Source organism: Pedobacter sp. SG908 (assembly GCF_011759615.1).
GTDB lineage: Bacteria > Bacteroidota > Bacteroidia > Sphingobacteriales > Sphingobacteriaceae > Pedobacter > Pedobacter riviphilus.
This window is the reverse complement of sequence record NZ_JAAOYY010000001.1, coordinates 1,343,193-1,363,064: the sequence shown is the minus strand read 5'-3', so window position 1 is coordinate 1,363,064 and position 19,872 is coordinate 1,343,193. Positions and strand designations below refer to the sequence as shown.

The window sequence follows — 19,872 nt, the reverse complement described above, 5'->3', positions numbered from 1 at the left end:
ATTTCCTTTCTGTTATAGCGGAAAAATCTGGGCGGTGTGACAACTGCAAGAAAAAAACGGTCTAAGCTTTTGCCTAAACCGTTTCAATTTACCCAACCTCACATTTTTTCTAAGAGCGCATTAATAGAAAATTTATTTAGTCGTCGTGCTGAACTTGATTCAGCATCTTTCCTTGATAGACCTTGAGACGGGTTCAGGGTGACGAATTTATCTCCCTAAATCCCCTGAATATCCTTCCTCACTTCTTTGCGCCAAACCTTTCCATATTTCCTGTCCATAAAAGAAGCCACAACTTTATTATAATCCTCTATAGAAAGGCCCGAAGGCATTACACATCCAAAATCATAATAATCTACACCATATTTCTTTTCAAATAGTTCCTGTCCTTTAATATATGTAGATGCTATACCACCACGGATTAGAAATTTAATCTTTCCATTTTTCAAATCGGTATTCGCCAGTTTAACACTATATATTTTTGAAGTATCTACATGCCTTACAACTTTAGCACTTAAATGAAGTGCTGCGAAGCAAATAAATATCAATATTAAAACGGGCTTTTTCATGCGGAGTGGTTTAATTAGAAATCTGAAAGTTAATTGCCATATTATACCTTACACGCACCGGAACCCCTTTATTTTTCCCTGGTTTCCACAGTGGTGATTTTTTAATCACTTTAATCGCTTCTTCATCGCATCCAAACCCAAGTCCCCTTAGTACTTTAACATCTGTAACAGAACCATCTTTCTCTACTACAAAGCTCACAAATACCTTCCCCTGAACATTTTCATCTTGCGCCTGGTAGGGATACCTTAAATTACGTTCCATATATTTAGACCAGGCTTTGGCACCACCGTTAAATTCAGGGTATTCATCAGCACCTAAATAAATCTCTTTATCTTCGGGTGTTCCTGTACCTTCTTTAGCTGTTCCTGAGCCATCGCCACTACCTTTAGCTGTATTGTCGGTTACTACTGCAGCAGGAGCCACAACCCCATCTTGCGTTTTATCGCTGATCACTGCATTTTGAATTTCTTTAATTGTAGGTGGATCAGGAAGATCTACTTTATTTACGACAACTATATTATTAGATAGGGCAACCGTTTTAACTTTAACGGGATCAGCTTTTGCAGGCTCCACTTTTTTCTCTGGTTCGGGAGTTTTTGGTTTCATCTGATGGATCACATCAGTTAAATTGACAACCTTTGGCGGAGCCTCTACGATAATTTCCTTAGGAAAGAGCTTTGCATAGATTAAGGGAGAGAAACACAAGAGTACAAAAAGGCTTCCAGATACGAAAAGCGCTCTCGTCATAATCGATGAAGATTTCGATCTTAAATCATAAGCGCCATAGTTTTTGTTGCGGTTTGCAAATACAAGATCGAGCCACTCGGTTTTGTATACGTTAATTGAGGAGTTGAACATAGCTTTTATTTTTATAGCATGATGCAGCTAAATCCTCAATTCCATAAAACATTCGAAAAATCTATTTTCTTTACAAAAAATGAAATTTTTCATCCGAAAAACATTTTTTTATTTCATTTTCAATAAAATTGATAAAAATAATACGATTCTTTTACTGAAATTAATAAAATATACTATTTTTGACAAAAAACATAACAAATTAATGAAAAGCTTAAGAACCATCGCATTAAAAGAGGCTCAAAACAGAATTTCACCTGAAGTTAAATCTCCTTCAGCGAAAATTTCTGATTTTTACGGCTCGAATGTATTTGATAAGAAAAAAATGAGAGATTTCTTATCTAAGGACGTGTATGAAAAATTAATTTCATCTATCAACCAGGGTGAGTTAATCAATTCTGACGATGCTAACCAAATTGCTACAGCTATGAAAGCTTGGGCAATGAGCGCTGGCGCAACGCACTACACGCACTGGTTCCAGCCATTAACTGGCACAACTGCCGAAAAACATGATTCGTTTTTTGAGCCAAGCGGCGATGGTGCTATCGAAAAATTTGCAGGTAGCGCATTAGTTCAACAAGAGCCAGATGCTTCTAGTTTCCCTAACGGTGGTATCCGTAATACTTTCGAAGCTCGTGGTTATACTGCTTGGGATCCTTCTTCTCCAGCTTTCATCATGGAAAGCAAAGCAGGTAAAACACTATGTATCCCTACAGTATTCGTATCATATACCGGAGAAGCCTTGGATTATAAAGCACCTTTATTAAAAGCATTAGCTGCGCTTGATAAAGCTGCTGTTGATGTTTGCCAGTATTTCGATAAAAGCATTACTAAAGTAAATGCTTCTTTAGGTATCGAACAAGAATATTTCTTGGTTGATGAGTCATTGTTTAATGCTCGTCCCGATTTATTGTTAACAGGCCGTGCTTTATTCGGACACATGTCTGCTAAAGGCCAACAATTAGAAGATCATTATTTCGGTTCTATCCCTGAGCGCGTATTCAGCTACATGGTAGATTTCGAAAATGAAGCCTTAAAATTAGGTATTCCATTAAAAACCCGTCACAATGAGGTTGCCCCTTCTCAATTTGAGTGTGCACCAATTTATGAAGAAATCAACTTAGCTATCGATCACAACCAATTGTTGATGGATTTGATGGAGAAAGTTGCCCGCCGTCACCACTTCCGTGTTTTATTACACGAAAAACCATATGCAGGTATCAACGGATCAGGTAAACACAACAACTGGTCGCTAATTACCGATACCGGTAAAAACTTATTGGCACCAGGTAAAACACCTAAAAATAACTTAATGTTCCTTGCTTTCTTTGTAAATACCATTAAAGCAGTTAGCGAGCATGCCGATTTATTACGTGCAAGTATTGCATCAGTAAGCAACGATCACCGTTTAGGTGCTAACGAAGCTCCACCAGCAATTATCTCTATCTTCTTAGGTTCTCAATTGAATGATGTATTAGATGAGATTGAACACTCACGTATCAGCAAAAAAATCAAAGAAGATAACGCACTTTGGTTAGGTATCCCTAAAATCCCTCAGATTTTATTAGATAATACCGACCGTAACCGTACTTCTCCTTTCGCATTTACAGGTAACAAATTTGAGCTTAGAGCTGTTGGATCTTCAGCAAACTCTTCTGCTCCAATGACGATCTTAAATGCGATCATGGCCGAACAATTGGTTAAATTTAAAACTGAAGTGGATAAATTGATCAAAAAAGGTGATAAAAAAGACATTGCTTTATTAACCGTGATCAAAAAATACATCAAGGAATCTAAAAATATCCGTTTCGAAGGTAATGGTTATAGCCAGGAGTGGGAAGATGAAGCTGCCGCACGCGGTTTATCAAACATCAAAACTACACCAAAAGCGTTAGATGCTTACTTAACTGAAAAATCAGCTGAGTTATTTGCAACAACAGGTATTTACAGCCCACGTGAAATTCATGCCCGTCATGAAATCATGTTAGAAAACTTCTATAAAAAATTACAGATCGAAGCACGCGTAATGGGCGAAGTGGCTAACACCGCCATTATCCCAGCTGCAATTGCTTACCAAAATGCTTTGATCGAAAACGTACAAGGATTAAAAGCAATCGGTGTAGACAGCAAAGTTTCTCTTGATATCGTGAAAAAATTATCAGAGCATTTAGAAATTGTGAAAACCAATATCGATGCGATGTTAGAAGAACGTAAATTAACCAACAAAATCGAAGATACCCGCGAAAAAGCGATTGCCTACGATGAGAAAGTTAAATCTTACTTCGATACCATCCGTTACCACGCTGATAAATTAGAGCAAATTGTTGACGACAGCGTTTGGCCTTTACCAAAATTCAGAGAATTATTATTCATGAAATAGATTTTAAGCCGTAAGGTTTAAGGTATAGGGCGTAAGGTTTAAACTTTACGCCCTTTTTTGTTGGTTCAATTGTTCCGGCCATCTTAACAACTGAAAATTGCAAACTGGTTAATCGTTTAATTGAAATTCCTACATACCGTCATCCTGAACTTGTTTCAGGATCTATTCACAGTGGATCTGATAGCTTCTTTTTTATGGAAAGCAATACCAGTGCACATCGGTTAACCCAGTTCTGCTTTCCTTCCTGCTGTAAACTTCTCTTCAGCTCTTTAATCTATCTCTCACAGCATCCATGCAATCAGGTTTATTTAAAACAGGCCCATGCAAGGGAAAAAACCGCCATCACGCGCAATTCTCAGTACCCTAAGCCCGATTGAACGGATGCCGTTTTAATCGACAGTTTTTTTAATCTAAGAAATTTAAAACGGCAGGAGGAAAAGCGGGGCTGCAGGCCGCCATGAAAAACTAACGCTCACTTCCAAAAACCGCTCAATGATATTATCTTCATCATAAACCCTTGTGTAGTCAGTACTTTGGTAATCTATTTTTTTGAAAGCAATACCAGTGCCCATTGGTTAATCCAGTCCTGCTTTCCTTCCTGCTGTAAACTTCTCTTCAGTTCTTTAATCCATCTCTTACAGCATCCATGCAATCAGGTTTATTTAACATAGGCCCTTGCAAGGAAAAAAACCGCCATCACGCGCAATCCTCAGTACCCTAAGCCCGATTGTACGGATGCCGTTTTAATCGACAATTTTTTTAATCTAAGAAATTTAAAACGGCAGGAGGAAAAGCGGGGCTGAAAACCGCCATGAAAGACTAACGCTCACTTCCAAAAACCGCTCAATGATATTATCTTCATCATAAACCCTTGTGTAGTCAGTACTTTGGTAATCTATTTTTTTGAAAGCAATACCAGTGCTCATCGGTTAATCCAGTCCTGCTTTCCTTCCTGCTGTAAACTTCTCTTCAGCTCTTTAATCTATCTCTCACAGCATCCATGCAATCAGGTTTATTTAACATAGGCCCGTACAAGAAAAAAAACCGCCATCACGAACAATCCTCAGTACCCTAAGCCCGATTGTACGGATGCCGTTTTAATCGACAGTTTTTTTAATCTAAGAAATTTAAAACGGCAGGAGGAAAAGCGGGACTGAAAACCGCCATGAAAAACGGACATTCACTTTCAAAAAAAATGAAACCATCCCTTTTACAACTTTAAATCTTTGTGCCTTCATGGTAAACAAACCCTGGTGCCTAAGGCGCAAAAAAGCCTTGCCATTTAGCCACAAAAAACCTTACGTATTTAGCTTTAGTCTTTCCCCTTAAAACCTTATCTTTGCGCCAACATGAGTGATAACAGGTACAATCAACGTGGCGTTTCTGCCTCAAAAGAAGATGTGCACAATGCCATCAAAAACATCGATAAAGGAATTTTCCCAAAAGCATTCTGCAAAATCATTCCTGATATTTTAGGTGGTGATGCATCTTACTGTAACATCATGCATGCCGATGGCGCAGGCACCAAATCATCATTAGCTTACGTATACTGGAAAGAAACCGGCGATATCTCCGTATGGAAAGGGATTGCTCAAGATGCCATTATCATGAATATCGACGATTTAATCTGCGTTGGTGCTACCGATAATATCCTCCTGTCATCAACCATTGGCCGCAATAAAAACCTGATTCCAGGTGAAGTAATTGCTGCTGTAATTAACGGAACAGAAGAAATTTTAGCCGATCTGCGCGAGCAAGGCATCTCGATTTATTCTACCGGCGGCGAAACTGCCGATGTTGGCGATTTAGTGAGGACCATTATTGTCGATTCTACAGTGACCTGCCGCTTAAAACGCGAAGAGATCATCAGTAACGATAATATTAAACCTGGTGACGTAATTGTGGCACTGGCTTCTTCCGGACAAGCCACTTACGAAACAGAATATAATGGCGGTATGGGCTCAAATGGCTTAACCTCTGCCCGTCATGATGTTTTTGAGAAATCTATTGCCAATAACTATCCTGAAAGTTTTGATCCGGCAGTGCCTTTCGACCTGGTTTTTTCGGGCGGTAAAAAACTAACCGACGAAATTGAAATCGATGGTTTTGGTAAAATAACCGTTGGTAAACTGGTACTCTCTCCTACCCGTACCTATGCACCGGTAATCAAAAAGATTTTAGAAAGCTACCGTAACCAGATCAATGGTATTGTGCACTGCAGTGGTGGCGCACAAACCAAGGTGCTTCATTTCATCAATGATGATATTCACGTTATAAAAGACAATTTATTCCCTGTTCCACCACTATTTAAACTGATACAAGAACAATCGGGTACCGATTGGAAAGAAATGTACAAAGTGTTTAATATGGGGCACAGAATGGAACTTTACGTACCACAAGAAATCGCCGAAAGCATTATAGAGATATCAAAAAGCTTTAATATCGATGCGCAGATTATCGGCCGCGTAGAAAAAGGCGATCAGAAACAGGTAACTATCGAAAGCGAAAAAGGAACTTTCGTTTATCATTAAGGAATAAAAAATGACAAAAGCTGTGTTGAGATTCTCTTCACAGTTTTTTTATTGCAATATTTTCCCGAAACCCTATTATATCTTTATCGATACATCATTTAATTTTGCTGATATAAATGTATATTGGATTTAAACAAATTACTCCAAACAGGAATAATGTTATGATCAATGTATATCTTCTTGGTGCAGGCAAACATGCTACAGAGCTTAGCGAATATTTAAACGGCAATAACGAATATCAATTAGCAGGATATGTAATAAACCTGGATAATGCTGTTAATCATCCAAATATAGCCAAGCCAGTTATTTTTTTACCATCCTTTTTAGAAAAACATCCTGCTGCTTTAAATATTGTATTAATTGGTGCAATAGGCACTTATGAAAGAAAATCGATCATTGAACCATTAGAAAACAAAGGCTACAAATTCATCAATATCATCCATCAGCACAATTATATCAGTCCCTCTATTAAAATTGGTTATGGCAACTGTATTGCGCCAGGCTGTGTAATCAATGCAAATGTGCGTATCGGTAACCACTGTATTGTTAATTCCAACTGCAACATCAGCCACGATTGCATACTAGAAAACTACGTGACCATTTCTCCCGGCGTAACCATTGCCGGAAACGTAAACATTAACGAAGGCGTTTTTATAGGTGCAGGTGCAACGGTAATCCCAGGCGTAACCATTGGAAAGGGAGCCTATGTAGCCGCTGGCGCTTGTGTTACAAAAGATGTTCCGCCACATGTGATGGTTGCGGGTGTGCCTGCAAAGGTTAAAAAAGAGGTAGGATAGTAATCTGAATAGTTTGATTCCATAAATCCCATTAGTATTCAGCTTTATAACAAAAAGCCCCGATCGAATGATCGGGGCTTTGACATTTATCATTTTGAGTGTTAGTTAAAAATGTAACGAACACCAAATTGCATATAATAAGTAGAAGAAATAGTTTGAGAAGTACCAAAAGTATTTCTAACTATATCACCTTGGGCAGCAGCAAGAATAAATGTTGGTTTAGTAGTATCATTAATCGCTGATGCATTTTGAGGAACCAAAATACTAGCATTATTAACAAAATTTACATTACCCCACTTACGGTTTAACAAATTACCAACATTAAAAATGTCTGCTGTAAATTCAAAAGTATTTTTTGACTTACCGTAATTCTTGAAGATTTGTTGAGTAATTCTTAAATCGAATTGATTTCTCCATGGAGAAGTTGCAGCATTACGCTGTGCATATTCTCCTCTATGTTTACTTAAATATGGATCTTGCGCTATATAAGTTTCAAAAATAGCACTTTGTTCTGCTGCAGTATATGATCTAGGATATGCTCTAGTTACAGTAGAGGTACTTACTAAGTTTGCCGGTACAGCAACAAAATTTATTTCAGATGCATCTTTAGGAATATAAATCAAGTCATTTCCAGAAACACCATCTCTATTATAATCAGCACCATATACATATGAATATCTTCCTTGTTGAGATCCTTCATAAAACAATGAGAATGAAGTAGCTAAGTTTTTAAGATACTCTTTTCTATATGAAACACTTGCAATGATACGATCTGGATTTAAGTTTTGAGAATAACTTAATGTTGGAATATTTGGATTAGTAGATGTAGCAGGAATTGACCATAAGTTACCTAGCTGATCCCCACCACCATCACCGTAATTACGTTGATCTGAACGTGTATAAGCAATCATTGCTGATATTCCGCTGTTAAACTGCTTAGTTAACTGACCAGTAATCATCCAGTTATAACCACCTTTTGCATTTGTCATCTCGGTAACATTTAATGAAGATGTTCCATTAGCAGTAGGGATACCAGCTGCATTAATATCTACTTCTTGTCTTCCGGCAACAGAGTTTGGATATAATGGTCTATTATCAGGATAACCAGCAATATTGGTTGCAGTTGGATTCACCAGATTGATGTTTTTAGCAACAGCGACATTTAAATCTTTACCATAAATACCTTCTAATGTTCCTACTATTCCCCAAGGCAATTTAACATCAAATGCTAAACTTGATTTCCAAGTCTGAGGGAATTTTAAATCCGGCGACATAATACTAATGGTTCCTGGGATACTTGTCCCTGCTGCCGGCTTAGTTGCTGTAAGTAAATTTGGAGCAATACTTGGATTAAATGAAGGAACAGCCCCACCATTAAGACTAGAGTAAGTTTGTAAATACTGTAACAAACCTGCATCACTTGATTGTGATACAATCCATACAAATGGAACACGACCGGTAAAAATACCTGTACCTCCACGAACTTGGAATGAACGATCTCCCATCACATCCCAGTTAAAACCAAAACGTGGAGAATATGATAATCTATTTTCTGGTAAAACACCTGTATCTACTTTTCTTCCATCATGGAAAGTTTGAGCAGCTACAAGAGGGTGCGTTTTAATTTCTGGAGCATCCGGATAAGTTGCTTGTTCAATACGCAAGCCGGCTGTTAATTTTAAACGGTCAGAAACGGTAAATTCATCTTGTAAATAGGCTGAATATTGAGCGAACTTAAAGCTAGGGAAAGCTTGAGAACCATCAGCAGTTAATGGATAAGTTACAGAATATTGCAGCGGCTTAGCTCCATTTTTGAAGTCATCCCATGATTTGAAAGTGTAGAAACCAGTACCAAAACGCTGAAATCCATTTTTGGTAGTACTGAATTCAGCTTGCAAACCTAAGGTAATATTATGCTTTCCTAAAGCTAAGCTCAAGTCATCAGAATAAGTATATCCTTTAACATCTCTTAAATTCCCGTAAGTGAATGGTTCATACCCAAAAGTGGTCAAAACATTTCCTGCATTTGAAGCATTTTGGGTTCCATCCAAGATATCAACTAAAGGAAATGGAGAACTATCTGAATTTCTTGGATCGTTTTGGTGCGAGTAAGTAGCACGTGCAACATTTGTTAGTTTGCTACCAAAGTTCGACGTTAACTCTGCAACTGCAGAATATAGGTTTGCCGCCTGGTAATAGTTAGAATTATAAAAAGGTAATCCAGCATTATTTGCAGTACCCGACCTATTATTGTTATAACTCAACGCGCCAGTAACTCCTGAGTTGGTTACAGATGTACTAGCTGGAGAAGGGCTTTGACTTTCTACCTGATTATATCTAACACTAAAACGATGATTTTTAGTAATGTTCCAGTCTAAACGGGCAAACATTTTTTCGTTATCACTTACATTTGAATATCCTTGATATGGTCCTGTTTTATAACCATATTTAGCATCTAAATATGAAGAAATTTCGTTCAAAAGCGATTGACTAGCTGGCACAACAGTATTAGGGGTACCTGGAGCTCCATAAGGCAATGAAGGAGAAGATGCAATTCTTGTTGTTCCTGGCTGGATAGTGTGTTTCTTTTCATAATTAGCAAAAAAGAATAACTTATCCTTTATAATTGGACCACCAAGACTAAAACCAAAGTTTTTTTCATCTAATTTCTGAATTGCTGCATCTGGAATACGATAAGTTTCTCCGATTCTTTTACCTTGTTGTTCTTCACCACGCATGGTATAAAAAGCACTACCCTGGAAGGTATTCGTACCAGAACGGGTTACAGCACTTATAGAACCTCCAGTAAAACCAGTCTGACGAACATCATAAGGTGTTACGTTGATTGAAATCTGCTCTAATGCATCAATTGAAATGGGCGAACCGCCGGCGGGGATATTCTGACCAATACCAAATTGGTTATTAAAGTTAGCACCATCTACAGTAAAGTTGTTTGAACGGTAATTACCGCCACCAATTGATGTACTATTAGCCTGTGGTGTTAAGCGGGTTAAATCGTTAACACTACGAGTAATTGTTGGCAAGGATTGAATTTGTTGCCTAGCAATTACAGTTGAAGTCCCATTTTTATTTGAATTTAAAATACTGTTAGCACTTTGACCAACAACTTTAACTTCGGCTAATGTTGAACTATTATCAGTTAATACTAAATTTAACAAATAAGGTTCACCAATTTTCAAATAAACTTCAGTTTGTTTCTCTGGCCTGTAACCAACAAAACTTACTTCAATGGTATAAGGACCACCAACACGCATACCACCGATGGTAAAACGACCATCGTTGTTTGTAGATACCGAATAAACAGTCCCAGTTGGTGTATGTGTTGCTTTAACACTTGCACCAGGCAAGGCGCCTTTGGCGTCCTTAATAGTTCCTGTCATTGATGATGTGGTTACCTGTGCGTTAACACCCAAAGTAATACCTACAAATGCAACAATAACCAGTACTAATCTTAAAAGTAAAGATTTCTTCATACTTCGTTTTTTAAATGTTTTTTGTTGTTGAATAATAATCTAAAAGGGGATTTTATTGCTGCAAATGTCTTAATAAAATTTAACACATTTTAACATCCAATGTTAAATAATTATTAAGTCAGGCAAAACTTTTCAACATTTAACACATATTACATGAATTATAACTTTCAGTTTATCAATACATTGTTTATAAAACTAAATTTTTAATAATAAAACCAACAGTTGCTTATAATTTAAGCATGAAATTTATATTAACATTGGTATTTTTCAAATAATACATATCCACAACATTTTTTTAATCATAAACATAGCTATTATCCAAGTTTTCGTCAGCTTATCCATATATTATTCTGCAAACCCACCTAATTGTAGCCGTCATTTTTAAACATTGGGGTCAAAACAATATTCATCCATTGTAATTTTTAGCGGTTACCTCAACATTGAGCTAGCCAATTGACATTTTTTTTTTAGTTTTGAGCGATTGTTGCAGGATGAAGATCTTTTAACTTTTTGTAATCCGAATATAGGTAACCGCTATTAAGGGATGAAGCCAGACGATTACAGATAATACAAAACAATTAAAAACAAATCTCTTTAAAATAGATTAAAAAACAGATGAATTACGACGTTATTGTTTTAGGCAGCGGCCCAGGTGGTTACGTAGCTGCAATCAGAGCTTCTCAATTGGGACTAAAAGTTGCAATTGTTGAGCGTGAATCATTAGGTGGTATTTGTTTAAACTGGGGCTGTATCCCTACTAAAGCACTTTTAAAAAGTGCTCAGGTTTTCGAATATATTAATCATGCTGCTGATTACGGAATTACTACTGCTGGTGCAACCGCAGATTTTGCTGCCGTGGTAAAACGCAGCCGCGGTGTAGCCGATGGCATGAGTAAAGGCGTTCAATTTTTAATGAAAAAAAATAAAATTGACGTCATTATGGGAACTGGTAAAGTAAAACCAGGAAACAAATTAGAAGTTAAAGGTGCCGATGGTTCTCAGCAGGAACTAAGTGCTAAAAATATCATCATTGCTACAGGTGCCCGTTCAAGAGAATTACCTAACCTGAAACAAGATGGCAAAAAAATTATCGGTTATCGTCAGGCCATGGTACTTCCCGAATTACCAAAAAGCATGGTAGTAGTAGGCTCTGGCGCTATTGGTGTAGAGTTTGCTTATTTCTATGCTACCATGGGCACAAAAGTAACCATCGTAGAGTTTATGGATAACGTTGTTCCGGTAGAAGATGAAGATGTGTCTAAACAATTATTACGCAGCCTGAAAAAAACCGGTATCGATGTCATGACATCAGCCAGTGTTGAATCTGTTGATACCAGCGGTGCAGGCTGCAAAGTTTCGGTTAAAACAGCTTCAGGTATGCAGACTATCGAGGCCGATATCGTACTTTCAGCCGCAGGCATTGTAGCCAACATCGAAAACATTGGTTTAGAAGAAACCGGCATAAAAATCGAAAAAGGTAAAATCGTTACCGACGAATTCTACAACACTTCAGTTAAAGGTTATTATGCAATCGGCGATGTAGTTGGCGGACAAGCCTTAGCGCACGTGGCTTCTGCAGAGGGCATTATTTGTGTGGAGAAAATTGCGGGTCAGCATGTAGAGCCTTTAGATTACAACAATATCCCGGGATGTACCTATTGCACACCAGAAATTGCTTCAGTAGGTTATACCGAAAAAGCAGCAAAAGCAGCAGGTTACGAATTGAAAATAGGTAAATTCCCGTTCTCAGCTTCAGGAAAAGCAAGTGCTGCCGGTGCAAAAGATGGTTTTGTAAAATTAATTTTCGATGCCAAATACGGCGAATTATTAGGTGCACACATGATTGGTGCCAACGTGACCGAAATGATTGCCGAAATTGTAGTGGCCCGTAAATTAGAAACAACCGGACACGAAATGATTAAATCTGTTCACCCTCACCCTACTATGAGCGAAGCCATTATGGAAGCTGCTGCTGATGCATACGGAGAAGTAATACACTTATAAGTCTTGAGTCTGTAGTCAAAAGTCTATAGTCCATGATCCAAATAACAAAAACCCTTTAGTTAAAGCTGAAGGGTTTTTGTATTTTTAGCCAATTCCAGTCTTGATACTACTTGATACTAGATACTAATTACTTGATACTACAAAAATGAAACTCCATACCATAAACACAGGCTTTTTTAAACTCGATGGCGGTGCCATGTTTGGCGTAGTGCCCAAAGTAATCTGGCAAAAAACCAATCCGGCCGATGCCAATAACCTCTGTACCTGGGCCATGCGCTGTTTATTGATCGAAGAAGGCAATCAATTAATTTTAGTGGATACCGGGATAGGAAACAAACAGGACGAAAAGTTTTTCAGTCATTACTACCTGCATGGGGACGACTCGATGGAAAAATCGCTGGCACAATTAGGCTTCAGTACAGCCGATATTACTGATGTATTCCTCACACACCTCCATTTCGATCATGTGGGTGGGGCCATTGTAAGAGAAAACGAGAAACTGATACCAGCCTTTAAAAACGCCACATATTGGAGCAACGAAAAACATTGGCAATGGGCTGTAGAGCCGAATGCAAGGGAAAAAGCTTCTTTTTTAAAGGAGAACATCCTTCCAATCCAGGAAAGCGGACAGCTTAAATTTGTAGCCGAAAAAGAAAATATCGAATGGAAAAAAGACATCAATATCAGTTTTGCATACGGCCATACCGACGCCATGATGTTACCTAAAATCAGCTACAAAGGCAGAACCATTGTATATATGGCCGATCTTTTACCTTCTGTTGGTCACCTGCCCCTGCCCTATGTAATGGCTTATGATATGTTTCCTTTAAAAACCTTAACCGAAAAGCAGGCCTTTTTAGAAGAAGCTGTTAACAACAATTATATATTATACTTAGAACACGATCCCATTAACGAATGCTGTACCCTACAGCGCACAGAAAAAGGCATACGCGTGGCAGAAGCCTTTAACCTAAGTAATATTTAGATGATCAGACCAGCCAAGCCCGCAGATACAGAAGAAGTTGTACCGCTGATTATCCAGGCGATGGGCAAGCTGGCGAAGAAATTAACCAATGTAGAAGATGATGAAATAATTAATCGGATCTTTAAGCATTTTTTCCAACAAAAGAACAACCAATACAGTTACGAGAATACCCTGGTTTTTGAAGATGGGGGCAAAATTCTAGGCTCTTTAAATGCCTATGATGGCGAAAAACTGCTAAAGCTTCGCCAGCCCTTTTTAGCGTACCTGGCTGAACATTACCAGACAAATAACAACAACCCAGGTACCGAGACACAAAGCGGGGAATTTTACCTCGATACCATCAGTGTTAATCCACTGGCCCAGGGAAAGGGAATAGGGAAACAGCTCATTAAAGCAGGAATTGATTGGTCTAAACAACTTGGCCACCACACCATTGGTTTATTGGTAGAACAGAATAACGAAAACGCATTAAAGCTTTACGAAAAAATGGGCTTTTCGGTGCAGAATGAAAAAGAATTTATGGGTGGACTATACCATCACATGGTCTTTAAGCTCAAATAACACCCTACCCCCATACAGCTTTTGTACCGCTAAACGCTCCACACTCAGTGCTCTTCAAATTTATTTTCGTTTTTATTTGTATTTAATCTAAATAATGCCAATTTTTGTAACCGATGGAAAAAGCATGTATCGATATTAACGAACTGGTTAACGTATTCTCAAATACACATGGTTCTATTTATCAATCAGATAAGTTAAACTGCTTTTATGTAGATTTTGGCGGCAAGTTTGCACGCTTTAACTGCCTGTCTCTTCAAAAATTAAAAGCTGTTGTAGAACAGATTGATATTGAAGCACTCCTGCTAAATACACACAAAGCCGATTTCGAATTGGTTACCTTTAATGGCTGCGAACACATCTATTTATTAAGTGCTTTAGAAATCATTGCTTTAAAAGATTTACTGCAAGGTACCTTTACCATGTTTAAGCTTAACCATATCATTAGTGACTGCCTGTATAGATTGGTTTATTAGTCGTTAGTCAGTGGTTCATTAGTCATTAGTTCATTGGTTAGTTAAAATTGGCTAATAGCTTAACTGCATAAATTGGTTAATCGGTTAATTGTCTAAACTGGTTAACTGCTTACATGAAACTGTCAACTGTTAATTGCCAACTGAAAACTGTACTGTATTAATTACATCCATTTTTCGCTCAATTCCAATCGAAGCGTCATACTGAACCCGAGCTATCGGACTGCTTCAGTATCTATCTCATACCGAAAAGATCCTAAGATAAACTCAGGATGACGATTGAGGGGAAAACTGCCAACTGAAAACTACCAACTAAAAACTTAAAACTGCCCACTATCCTTCTGATCCTCAACCACAATCCGTTTCGCGTTATTCCTGCATTTTCCATCTTAGCCGTCTTATTTAAACTGATTACAAATAACTAATTATCAGCAATTTAGACTAATTTCATATAGCAAATAAATCACACCATTTGGTTAATTTGATGTTACATTTGTATCATTAGTTAAGCAAAGAAAATTATGAAAGACTTAATGCGCATTAAATGTTTAATATCACAGGATATAGAAACATTATTAAATCAGCAGATCAAAAAAGAAGCCCACTCTTCATCACTATATTTAGCAATGTCATCTTGGTGCGACCAAAATGGGTTCGATTTCTCAGCAGATTATTTCTTAAAGCAATCTGAAGAAGAAAGAGTACACCAATTAAAATTGTTCAAATATGTTTTGGATATGGGTGGAAATGCAATATCTCCGGAAGTTTCAGGCATTAAAACTGATTTTGCCGGATTTAGAGAAGTTTTCGAGGATGCTTTAGAAGCAGAAATCGCCATTACCCAAAGTTTTAAAAACCTGGCTGCTAAATGCCATAAAGAACAGGATTTTGTAACCATGGAATTCTTAAACTGGTTCTTGAAAGAGCAGCGCGAAGAAGAATACAAAGCACGCAGAGCGCTAGAATTATTCGAAGTGATTGGCGAAGAAGGCACTGGAAGATGGGAAATTGATAAACACGTAAATAAAATTACCTATTCAGAAGAATAACAACAACAAAACATATACTGGAAGCTATCCCGATTAAAATCAGGATAGCTTTTTTTATGCAATGATTTTCATTTCCGGTACTTCAAGCCGCGAGGAGTCGTCATTGCGAGGAGGAACGACGAAGCAATCTTACTACGATCGCTACAATCCATAGCTGTAAGATTGCTTCGCCGGCTGAAAAAGCCTTCTCGCAATGACGACTTTTCTTTGAGAACGCTCCATTTCGCTACACTTCATCCGATTGCTATCGGATCGAGACCATGACCGATAATAAAAAAGAAAAGCTCCAGTAAACTGGAGCTTTCTTGGTTTAAATTGTTTGGTTTATGTTGATTATGAATAAGTCTTGAAAGTTTTATAAAAAAAGCGCCGTTACCAGCGCTTTTTTTAAACCAAATATATAATAATAATTAACGAGCATTACAAAAGTACAAACTTTATTCATATTAGCAAGTATTTTTATCAAAAAAATTAAAATTTTTAATAAAAAACACATAAAACACTAAAATTCAGACACAAAAACCAAAACAAATAAACATAAAACACATTAATATTAAATTTTATCACAAAAAAAATAGTTTTATTCTTACAAAACCATAATTTAAGGAAATATTTAAGCAAAATGATAGAAGATTTTATAAAAAATTACTTAAATCATCCCAAAACTTACGATGAAATGTTTCTAAATGGCGATCATTACCGAGATCACTATTCAAACTTCATCAGCAATTTCTCTAAAGAGTCGCTCGAGAACCTAAACAAAAAGGAAGAACTCGCTAAAAAGCTATTTATGAGCCAGGGTATTACCTTTACCGTTTATGATAGTGGCGAAGGCATCGAAAAAATCTTTCCTTTTGATATTATCCCGAGAATTATCACTTCAACAGAGTGGTCTTTCATAGAAAAAGGAATAAAACAAAGGTTAAAGGCGCTAAATCTTTTCTTAAAAGACATTTATAGCAATCAATTTATCTTAAAAGACCAGATTGTACCTATAAATGTAATTTATTCTTGTCCGCATTTTTTAAGAGAGATGCACAATGTAAATGTATTACACGATATCTATATCCATATTGCCGGAATAGACCTGATCAGAGATCACGATGGAACATTTTATGTACTCGAAGATAATCTTCGGACACCTTCAGGGGTGAGTTATATGCTCGAAAACAGGGAAATTACCAAAAGGCTATTCCCCGATCTTATTCCGCAATGTGGCGTTAGGAGCGTAACCGAATATCCTGCTATATTATATAAAAATTTAATGAGCCTCTCTCCCAGGGCAGTTTCGAACCCAACAATTGTGCTGCTAAGTCCGGGCATGTATAATTCTGCCTATTACGAACATACTACCCTGGCCCGTTTAATGGGAGTAGAATTGGTAGAAGGGCGCGATTTGGTGGTTAAAAACCAAAAGGTATTTATGAAAACCACTACAGGCCTGCAGCAGGTGGATGTAATTTATCGTCGTGTAGATGATGACTATCTCGATCCGCTGGTTTTTAATCCGAATAGCGTGCTGGGCGTGGCAGGCCTGATGGGCGCTTATCGCAAAGGTAATGTGGCCATTATTAATGCAGTAGGCAATGGCGTAGCCGACGACAAAGCTGTTTACACCTATGTGCCAGATATGATCAGGTATTACCTGAACGAAGAGCCCATATTAAAGAATGTGCCCACCTACCAGCTCAGCAATAAAGATGAGCTTGATTATGTTTTCGCAAACATCAATACAATGGTCATTAAAAAAACCAATGGAAGCGGTGGATATGGCATGTTAATGGGACATGCCGCCAGTGAGCAGGAAACTGAAGAATACAAAATTGAAATACTGAAAGACCCACGCAACTTTATTGCCCAACCTACCATCAGCCTATCTTCTGCGCCGTGTTTTATTAACGGAAAACTGGCTCCGCGCAGAATAGACCTCCGTCCGTTTGCTTTAAACGGACCAGATGGCATTTCAATTGTTCCCGGCGGACTAACCAGGGTAGCCTTAAAAGAAGGTTCGCTGGTGGTAAACAGCTCGCAGGGCGGTGGCAGTAAAGATACATGGGTTTTAACTTCTTAGAATACAGAATATGTTAAGTAGAGTTGCATCAAGCTTATATTGGTTAAGCAGATATGTTGAGCGAAGCGACGGTATGCTGCGCATGTTAAAAATAAATTACGCTTCCTCACAAGACACGATACAGGAATTTACCTGGAAGCCCGTAATCAGGATTTTTTCGTCAGATGATGAAAATGAACTATTGAACATACAGCACGATAGCCGGGCGGTGATAGAATACCTCCTGCTAAACCGCGAAAACCCAAATTCGATTTTAAACATCGTTACCCTGGCACGGGAAAATGCGCGGAGCGTTCAGGAACATATCCCAAAAGATTTATGGCAATGCCTGAACGAATACTACCACACCGTTAAAGATGAAAAACTATTGTGGTATGTACAAAAAGACGATCCTGTTACCGCATTAGATATCTTGATTAAACAGGTAATGCTGTATAACGGAACGGCCGATAGCGCAATGGAGCGCGGAGAAAGCAGAAGTTTTATGAATATTGGCAAACATCTGGAAAGAAGCATCCAATCGATTGATATTCTGGATATTAAATTCAGTTCGATAAGCAGCAACCCTGATCTATTGACCGATATATCCTACTGGAAACATTTACTACTTTCGTTGGGCGGTTATGAACTTTATCTTAAAACCTACAGACAAGGTTTCGATGCAAAAAACATCATTGAGCTGGCTATGCTCAACAATGATTTTCCACGGTCGGCATTATACGCCATGAATAATATTGAAAGATATTTTAACCGGCTAAAGAGCGAAAGTAATATCGAACATTACAACAACCTGTCTTTTAAAATAGGGCGTTTAAAAAGTATGATTACCTATAGCTCGGTAAATACCATGAACGAAGAGCAATTGCATCATTACCTTACCGAGATTAGGGCCGAGCTTTTCGGTATCGGAAACCTGTTAAATGAATATTATTTCGCAAATTCATAAACAACTAAATTTTTAACCATAGATTAACACAGGTACTATTTTTTAAGGGTTACACCTATTTTTACACCATTAACCTGCGGTAACATATAAATAACAAAAACCTATATGCCAATTTTCAAAATCAAACATATCACCAATTACAAATACGAATCGCCGGTGCGCGATAGCGCTAACCAGATTATCCTTTTTCCGATTAAAGATGATTTTCAAAAAGTGGTTAAACACGACCTGAATATATCCGGAGGCCCTGAAATTGAAATTTTTATCGATTATTACGGCAACGAAGTAGGCACTTTTACCCAAAACGAACCCCATACCCAACTTAAAATCTTTTCGAAGGTAACTGTAGAAACCTTTCCGAAGCCATTACCACAAGATGATATGTTTAGTAGCGAGCAATGGAACAGTTTAAGCGCCTTAAAATTTGAAGTACCCTATATTGATTATTTACGGCAGGAAAGTTTTGATGGTATCACCCAGTTAAGGGAAACAGCCTTAGAAATTAAAGGCACCGAAGATACCCCCTACCAAACCGCTATCAGGTACTGTGCGCACGTTTTCAACAACTTCGAATACATTAAAGGTGTAACAGCGGTTGATACCACCATTGATGAAATTTTAAATCTTAAAGCAGGAGTTTGCCAGGATTTTGCCCATGTATTAACAGCCATGCTGCGTTTAACGGGTATCCCGGCAAGGTATGTGAGCGGCTATATCTGCCCCAACAGGGATGGTATGCGAGGCGAAGGTGCTACCCATGCCTGGGCCGAGGCCTATTTACCAGAATATGGCTGGCTGGGCCTAGATCCTACCAATAATTGTATTGCTAACGAAAACCATGTCCGCCTGGCAGTAGGCCGGAATTTCGCCGATTGCTCACCCGTAAAAGGCGTTTACAAAGGTGGTTTCGAACATATTATGGAAGTGAATGTATCAGTAGGTTATAACGATGAAGATTTCAATGATAATGAAACTTACTTCCAGCCAAAAGAGGTAAACTATACCAAAGCTTCGGAAACTATAAGCACAGCCAGAACGAAAAATAGCTATCAGCAATATATGGAAGCAATACAGCAACAACAGCAGCAACAACAGTAGGCAGTTTGCAATTAACAGTTGGCAGTTCGCAGTTGACAGCTACCCAAGCTAAAAAACTGAAAAC

Annotated in this window: 14 protein-coding genes; 11 read left to right on the top strand and 3 right to left on the bottom strand. The window is 38.0% G+C overall.

Annotated elements, in window-relative coordinates; translation table 11 throughout:
- Positions 1-215 precede the first annotated feature (215 nt).
- Positions 216-566, bottom strand: coding sequence for a hypothetical protein (locus FHT21_RS05720; RefSeq protein WP_167293775.1), 351 nt, complete (start codon positions 564-566; stop codon positions 216-218).
- Positions 567-576: 10 nt separating this feature from the next.
- Positions 577-1,425, bottom strand: coding sequence for an energy transducer TonB (locus FHT21_RS05715; protein WP_167293774.1), 849 nt, complete (start codon positions 1,423-1,425; stop codon positions 577-579).
- Between the two features lie 202 nt (positions 1,426-1,627).
- Between FHT21_RS05715 and FHT21_RS05710 the strand changes: the two genes are divergently transcribed.
- The 3 genes from FHT21_RS05710 to FHT21_RS05700 all read left to right on the top strand — a co-directional run bounded on the left by FHT21_RS05710 (position 1,628) and on the right by FHT21_RS05700 (position 7,130).
- On the top strand, positions 1,628-3,802 hold the full coding sequence (locus tag FHT21_RS05710) for a glutamine synthetase III (protein WP_167293773.1): 2,175 nt from the start codon (positions 1,628-1,630) through the stop codon (positions 3,800-3,802).
- A 1,349-nt stretch (positions 3,803-5,151) separates the two neighbouring features.
- Positions 5,152-6,333, top strand: a complete 1,182-nt coding sequence (locus FHT21_RS05705) for an AIR synthase-related protein (RefSeq protein ID WP_167293772.1) — start codon at positions 5,152-5,154, stop codon at positions 6,331-6,333.
- A 161-nt stretch (positions 6,334-6,494) separates the two neighbouring features.
- Complete coding sequence (locus FHT21_RS05700) at positions 6,495-7,130, top strand: acetyltransferase (protein ID WP_167293771.1); 636 nt, start codon at positions 6,495-6,497, stop codon at positions 7,128-7,130.
- A 101-nt stretch (positions 7,131-7,231) separates the two neighbouring features.
- Here FHT21_RS05700 and FHT21_RS05695 read toward each other — a convergent pair whose 3' ends face one another.
- Positions 7,232-10,624, bottom strand: a complete 3,393-nt coding sequence (locus FHT21_RS05695) for a TonB-dependent receptor (RefSeq protein ID WP_167293770.1) — start codon at positions 10,622-10,624, stop codon at positions 7,232-7,234.
- Between the two features lie 615 nt (positions 10,625-11,239).
- On the opposite strand from FHT21_RS05695, the gene lpdA reads away from it, so the two are divergent.
- From lpdA to FHT21_RS05655, 8 genes are all read left to right on the top strand, one after another.
- The gene (gene lpdA, locus FHT21_RS05690) at positions 11,240-12,628 is read left to right on the top strand and encodes a dihydrolipoyl dehydrogenase (protein WP_167293769.1); all 1,389 of its coding nucleotides are present in this window, start codon (positions 11,240-11,242) and stop codon (positions 12,626-12,628) included.
- 145 nt (positions 12,629-12,773) lie between these two features.
- Entirely contained in the window at positions 12,774-13,613 is an 840-nt protein-coding gene (locus FHT21_RS05685) for an MBL fold metallo-hydrolase (RefSeq protein ID WP_167293768.1), read from the top strand.
- Complete coding sequence (locus FHT21_RS05680) at positions 13,614-14,174, top strand: GNAT family N-acetyltransferase (protein WP_167293767.1); 561 nt, start codon at positions 13,614-13,616, stop codon at positions 14,172-14,174. It begins immediately after the preceding gene.
- A gap of 113 nt (positions 14,175-14,287) precedes the next feature.
- Entirely contained in the window at positions 14,288-14,647 is a 360-nt protein-coding gene (locus tag FHT21_RS05675; protein ID WP_167293766.1) for a hypothetical protein, read from the top strand.
- Positions 14,648-15,165: 518 nt separating this feature from the next.
- Positions 15,166-15,693 carry a ferritin gene (locus FHT21_RS05670; RefSeq protein WP_167293765.1) on the top strand — a complete coding sequence of 176 codons (528 nt, stop codon included), beginning with the start codon at positions 15,166-15,168 and terminating at the stop codon, positions 15,691-15,693.
- A gap of 622 nt (positions 15,694-16,315) precedes the next feature.
- Positions 16,316-17,764, top strand: a complete 1,449-nt coding sequence (locus FHT21_RS05665; protein WP_167293764.1) for a circularly permuted type 2 ATP-grasp protein — start codon at positions 16,316-16,318, stop codon at positions 17,762-17,764.
- 10 nt (positions 17,765-17,774) lie between these two features.
- A complete protein-coding gene (locus FHT21_RS05660) occupies positions 17,775-18,710 on the top strand; it encodes an alpha-E domain-containing protein (protein WP_167293763.1) in 936 nt (311 codons plus the stop codon).
- A gap of 105 nt (positions 18,711-18,815) precedes the next feature.
- Positions 18,816-19,808, top strand: coding sequence for a transglutaminase family protein (locus FHT21_RS05655; RefSeq protein ID WP_167293762.1), 993 nt, complete (start codon positions 18,816-18,818; stop codon positions 19,806-19,808).
- Positions 19,809-19,872: the final 64 nt, after the last annotated feature.

What these genes read in the sequence shown, in the direction of transcription:
- FHT21_RS05720 (WP_167293775.1), bottom strand. Translation starts at nt 566, where the DNA reads ATGAAAAAGCCCGTTTTAATATTGATATTTATTTGCTTCGCAGCACTT.
- FHT21_RS05715 (WP_167293774.1), bottom strand. Translation starts at nt 1,425, where the DNA reads ATGTTCAACTCCTCAATTAACGTATACAAAACCGAGTGGCTCGATCTT.
- FHT21_RS05710 (WP_167293773.1), top strand. Translation starts at nt 1,628, where the DNA reads ATGAAAAGCTTAAGAACCATCGCATTAAAAGAGGCTCAAAACAGAATT.
- FHT21_RS05705 (WP_167293772.1), top strand. Translation starts at nt 5,152, where the DNA reads ATGAGTGATAACAGGTACAATCAACGTGGCGTTTCTGCCTCAAAAGAA.
- FHT21_RS05700 (WP_167293771.1), top strand. Translation starts at nt 6,495, where the DNA reads ATGATCAATGTATATCTTCTTGGTGCAGGCAAACATGCTACAGAGCTT.
- FHT21_RS05695 (WP_167293770.1), bottom strand. Translation starts at nt 10,624, where the DNA reads ATGAAGAAATCTTTACTTTTAAGATTAGTACTGGTTATTGTTGCATTT.
- lpdA (WP_167293769.1), top strand. Translation starts at nt 11,240, where the DNA reads ATGAATTACGACGTTATTGTTTTAGGCAGCGGCCCAGGTGGTTACGTA.
- FHT21_RS05685 (WP_167293768.1), top strand. Translation starts at nt 12,774, where the DNA reads ATGAAACTCCATACCATAAACACAGGCTTTTTTAAACTCGATGGCGGT.
- FHT21_RS05680 (WP_167293767.1), top strand. Translation starts at nt 13,614, where the DNA reads ATGATCAGACCAGCCAAGCCCGCAGATACAGAAGAAGTTGTACCGCTG.
- FHT21_RS05675 (WP_167293766.1), top strand. Translation starts at nt 14,288, where the DNA reads ATGGAAAAAGCATGTATCGATATTAACGAACTGGTTAACGTATTCTCA.
- FHT21_RS05670 (WP_167293765.1), top strand. Translation starts at nt 15,166, where the DNA reads ATGAAAGACTTAATGCGCATTAAATGTTTAATATCACAGGATATAGAA.
- FHT21_RS05665 (WP_167293764.1), top strand. Translation starts at nt 16,316, where the DNA reads ATGATAGAAGATTTTATAAAAAATTACTTAAATCATCCCAAAACTTAC.
- FHT21_RS05660 (WP_167293763.1), top strand. Translation starts at nt 17,775, where the DNA reads ATGTTAAGTAGAGTTGCATCAAGCTTATATTGGTTAAGCAGATATGTT.
- FHT21_RS05655 (WP_167293762.1), top strand. Translation starts at nt 18,816, where the DNA reads ATGCCAATTTTCAAAATCAAACATATCACCAATTACAAATACGAATCG.